This is a genomic window from Hymenobacter psychrotolerans DSM 18569, from assembly GCF_900142395.1.
Lineage (GTDB): Bacteria > Bacteroidota > Bacteroidia > Cytophagales > Hymenobacteraceae > Hymenobacter > Hymenobacter psychrotolerans.
Genome location: NZ_FRAS01000055.1, coordinates 1 through 4,555, shown reverse-complemented (window position 1 = coordinate 4,555; position 4,555 = coordinate 1). Strand labels below are relative to the sequence as shown.

General features: G+C 58.2%; 6 protein-coding genes. All 6 read left to right on the top strand.

Features of this window, described 5'->3' with window-relative positions:
* Positions 1–346: 346 nt before the first annotated feature.
* The 6 genes from BUE15_RS21120 to BUE15_RS21095 all read left to right on the top strand — a co-directional run bounded on the left by BUE15_RS21120 (position 347) and on the right by BUE15_RS21095 (position 4,242).
* On the top strand, positions 347–613 hold the full coding sequence (locus BUE15_RS21120) for a hypothetical protein (protein WP_073289237.1): 267 nt from the start codon (positions 347–349) through the stop codon (positions 611–613).
* Positions 614–800: 187 nt separating this feature from the next.
* Entirely contained in the window at positions 801–1,250 is a 450-nt protein-coding gene (locus BUE15_RS21115; protein ID WP_073289235.1) for a hypothetical protein, read from the top strand.
* Positions 1,251–1,266: 16 nt separating this feature from the next.
* Positions 1,267–1,854: a hypothetical protein gene (locus BUE15_RS21110; protein WP_139252486.1), complete on the top strand. Its 588-nt coding sequence runs from the start codon at positions 1,267–1,269 to the stop codon at positions 1,852–1,854.
* 521 nt (positions 1,855–2,375) lie between these two features.
* Entirely contained in the window at positions 2,376–2,768 is a 393-nt protein-coding gene (locus BUE15_RS21105; protein WP_045688147.1) for a plasmid mobilization protein, read from the top strand.
* Positions 2,765–3,709, top strand: coding sequence for a relaxase/mobilization nuclease domain-containing protein (locus BUE15_RS21100; protein ID WP_045688146.1), 945 nt, complete (start codon positions 2,765–2,767; stop codon positions 3,707–3,709). The genes BUE15_RS21105 and BUE15_RS21100 overlap by 4 nt, the downstream gene beginning before the upstream one ends.
* 17 nt (positions 3,710–3,726) lie before the next feature.
* The gene (locus tag BUE15_RS21095; RefSeq protein WP_073289232.1) at positions 3,727–4,242 is read left to right on the top strand and encodes a hypothetical protein; all 516 of its coding nucleotides are present in this window, start codon (positions 3,727–3,729) and stop codon (positions 4,240–4,242) included.
* Positions 4,243–4,555 lie beyond the last annotated feature (313 nt).

Sequence of the window (4,555 nt, the reverse complement as noted above, 5' to 3'; positions counted from 1 at the left end):
AACCCACTAAAAGTCTTTTTTAACCCACTAAAAGTCTTTTTTAGACAGCCTAAATTCTTGCAAATCAATTAGTTACAAGCCTCTCAAATAGAACAAAGATTTACAAATACACCAATTGTTGTTTCGCGCGAGAAAAAAAATGAGCTTTTAGGGCATGGTCGGGGGTACAACGGCGCGAGCAAAACAAAGACAGCAAAGCCCTAGAAGCCAGTGATTTGCGCGCATTCAATAAAGTGTATATTACTGGTAATCAATGGTTTATAACCCATATTGTTGAGCTTGTGTGCTGCTTTGGACGGCTATGTGCTTTCTGCCTGATTCGCGTCTTCTCCTCGTACTTTGTCCCATGGCCGACCACATCTTCCGTTTGAAAGACACGCCAATGGGTACGCTGCTGGTCAAGTTCTACCAGGTGGAGCCCTACAGCAACGAGGCTTTCACCCGGGCCCAGGCACTGGACTTCCTGCAGGCAACTGTCGGTTCAGGCAATAGCTGGAGCCTCTCGCTCTATCAGGGCAGCATTGCCGCCAACCCGGTACTACCCGAGGCCATTGCCCAGCTGCACGCACGATGCCCTAGCTGTACCGCTGTGCGCATCGAACAGACCAGGTGATAGGCAGACCAGGGACAGCAGCTACGGGTGCCGTAAAGGGCCTCTATCTGGGGTTGTTATTGCAACGGGGCGGATTTACAGCCTTAGCGTGTAAATCCGCCCCGTTGCAATAACAACCCCAGATAGAGGCCAGGAGTTATTAGATAATCCCTACATTGGGGTATGTTCCGCCTTTAACTACTTCACTATGAGCAAGCTTTATTACCTCCCGTTAGCCCTTCTCGTGTTGGGCTGTGAGCAGAAAAGCGTAACCGATATGGTTCCGCAAGTCCAGCAGTCCAGCCAGCTCTCGGTGGAAACATACGCACACGCCTGGTCAAAAGACAGACGTTGCTTGCGAGGTGAGGGAGATTGTGCCATTGGTGAGGAGCCAACTATCAGCAAGGGCGTGTTGAGTAATCGTACTCCTCGGGTATCGGTTTCTGTAGTGAACGGCCAACTGGAAATGCGCTACCTAACGGAGCTTGACCCAGCGATGAAAACGGTTACCATCAATCCCACGGAGGAGTTTTACGTGATGAATCACGTGGCCAAGGGGTTAGGTTACCACGCCATCAAAATTAAGCAGGGGGTCTACCCAGTGGACCGCACGCAGGGGGAGCACGGACTAGTACGATTCGCTATCGAGACGGAATAGCCCTACTTGTTTGGTTATGAAGGGCCTTCTCGCTTGCCTGGGCTTTGGACTGATAGCAACGGCCTGCCAACGAATGCCGCCCAGTAACTATGCCTCGCTTACTCCATCTGCACGCGACCGGGTGCAGCCGTTTGCCCTGCGGCCAGACAGAGATTCACTCCTACAGGAAGTAACCGCTCAGGACATCCGCACACTCAGCCAAGCACACGCTTACACCTGGGTGGTAGTCTGGGCCCCGTGGTGTGACCCCTGGAAGCCCTCTGTGGTGCAATACAACCAGTTTGAGCAGCAGCTGCGCGAACGAGACTTGCATTTGGTGCTAGTTGATATCCAGTACAGCAACAAGTCAGCAGAGGGCAAACGGTGGGGGGTTCGTGGTAAGCGGCCCGGTTACGTGCTCGATTGGCGACGTTACGGAAAAATGGCTCCCAGGCGCTTTACGCAAGATATGCTCGGCAAACGCTGGTTGTCAGAGAAGGAGAAAAACGCGGTTCATTACGTGCTGGACCGCTCCGGGAAGGTCATCTACTGGACGGACGAGTTTGACGTACCGCTACCAACACTGGAGAAGTTAACTCTCAGCCCGCAGGCATCCACGAAGTAGCTGGTATGCCGCTGATTTTTGCCACTGGGCGCTTTACAGGTGTGTGAGCACCCGACAAGAGTGCACGCCTATTGCCACTCTCTTATAAGCATGGTTGCACATCCATGCTTGTTTTTTTAACCCTTACCTAGTGGTTTTCCCCTATTTGTTTAACAACCCCCTTCTTTGCACGTTTACCCATCTTCGTTCGGGAGTAAGGGTGCTGAATCCACCCACTTCCTGAAGCCCCGGTTGTTACAGCAGCCGGGGCTTCGTCTTTTCAGACGTCGCGTTGGCGGGGTGACAACCGTGCAAGTGGGCCAAAGATATCCGGCCTATTCCAGACGAGCAGCTCGTAACGGGGCCATAGGAAAAGAGTGGGCCAGGGGTTGCGCGTGCGTGTGGGGAGCCGTACCTTGTGGGCCTATCCCGAATCGTTCAACGTGTTTCGCAAGATGTGTTTCCTGAATCGCGCTTCGCGCAATTCCCAAAACCCGTTCGCCCGTTGGGCTCACTACACTTGCCCCTTCGGGGACCCACCTATGGCAGACCTAGCAGCCACTGAATCCACTCCCCACCGCCCCCGAAAAGGCGGCCGGAAGGCCGGCCCGCTGGCCGAAAAACAGCGCCACGTCGTGAGCGTCCGGCTGACCGACGCCGAGCACGAGCGCCTGACCCAGGAGGCCGAGCGGTACAAGTTGAGCCAGGGCGAAGTGCTGCGGTCGGTATGGCGCAAGCAGAACACGGCCACGAAACTGCAGGCCCCGCCGACCCCAGAGGAAGCGCGGCAGCTGGCGCAGCTGGCCGGCATGGCGGCGAACCTAAACCAGCTCACCAAGCTGGCCCACTTGGGCCAGGACCAGCGGACCGGAGCCACAACGGTACTCGGGCAGATGCACCACTTGTTGAAGCGGCTTGCGGGCGAAGCGTCATGATTGGCAAGGTGAAGGTGAACCAGTCGTTCGGGGCCATGTGCCGGTACGTGCTACAGGAGCAGGCCCCCGGCAAAGGGGCCGAGGTGCTGGCCGCGCACGGGGTGCGCACCGACAGCGCCGACCACATGGCGGCGGACTTCGACGCGGTGCGGGCCATGCGCCCAGGGCTAGGCAAGGCGGTGCTGCATGTCGCGCTGGCCTTTCCGGTCGAGGAAAAGGAGAAGCTGACCAACGAGGTGATGGGCCGCATTGCCCAGGACTACCTAAAGGGGCTGAACATAGACCCGGAGAACACGCAATGGGCCGTGGTGCGGCACCAGGACAAGACCCACCCGCATATGCACCTGGTGGTAAACCGGGTGGATTTGGACGGGCAGACGGTGAGCGACCAATTTATCCGCTCTCGGAGCGTGGACGTGTGCAAGGGCATCGAGCAGGAGTACGGGCTAATCGTAGCCGACCAGGTGGGCCGGAAGCAGGCCCGCGAAATCGGCCCCACCCCGGCCCAGGTGAAAGCCACGACCCCGAAGGAGGAACAGTCGGCCGAGTGGAGCCGCGCCCGGCAGGATATCGGCCGCGCCCTGAGCTATACGGCGGGCCAGGCCCGCAGCTTTGACGAGCTGCGCGAAGCCCTACGGCCCCGAGGCATCGAACTGGAGCTGACGCGGCGCAAGGACGGGAGCCCGGCCGGGGTGGTGTTCGCGCAGGACGGGCACCGGGTGAAGGGCAGCCAGGTGGGCCGCGAGTACAGCGCCGGCAATTTGGAAACGGGCTTTGCCAAGGCCCGCGAGCTAGGCCAGGACCCGGCCCAGGCGTGGCAGCAGGTGGGCCAGGACTACGCGCTGGCTAAGCTGGCGGCCGAGTACGCCCAGGCCAAAGAGCGGCAGGCCCAGCAGCAGCCGAGCAAGCAGCAGTCCCGAGGCTTTGAAATGGGGGATTAACTTTTCAGCAACGACGTATGCAAGAGCTACTTCAAGACATCAACGCGCTACGGCGGGGCATCGAGGCGCTGAACAAGCGCAGCTTAGAGCAGGGCAAGCCGGTGAGCCGGGCCGAGCTGGACGAGGTGCTGGCCAAGGTGAAGCAGGAGGTGCGGTTTACCATCAATTACCAGGGCATTGCCGAGGCCATCCAGCCGCACCTGGCCACGCCCGCGAAGGTGGAAAATACGCTCACCACGGGCACGGCGCAGCTGCAGCAGGTGATTGACCGGATTCCGCGCAGCGTGCCCGTGGTGGGCCAGGTATGGGGCTTTACCAGTGGCCGGCTAGGGTTGGGGGTGATTGCGTTGGTGCTGGCCCTGGTCAGCCTGAGCACTTACCTATGGCAGAAGAAAGCAGCAGCTGAGGCGCAGGTAGTGGTATTGCAGCAGGAGCAGGCCAAGAAAAAGGCGGCGCTGGATTGGCTGACGAAGGGCTATTGGGACCTGAAACGGGACAATCCGAAGGTGGTCCAAAAGTATTTCCCACAGTAGGGCGTTTAAGCCCTGAAAACGGCCTTAAACGGGGCAAATACGGGGTTTGGAGGCTTTTTGCAAAGGGGTGGATGTAAACTTTCATGTAAGCCCGCCCCCTTGTAAGAATACCACCTTGTAGAGTGGGCTAGCTGAGCATTTATTGCCTTGGCTACACATTACTTACGTACCCTAAGCAGTCTCATCTATTCCTCGTCCCATGTCAGATTTTCGTTTTTCTCGTCGTGATTGGCTCAAAACCACGGCGCTGGCCACCACGCCGCTGCTGCTAGGCCCCTTGCCTTCCTTCGCCGGAGCCCCGGCTCCCGGCAAA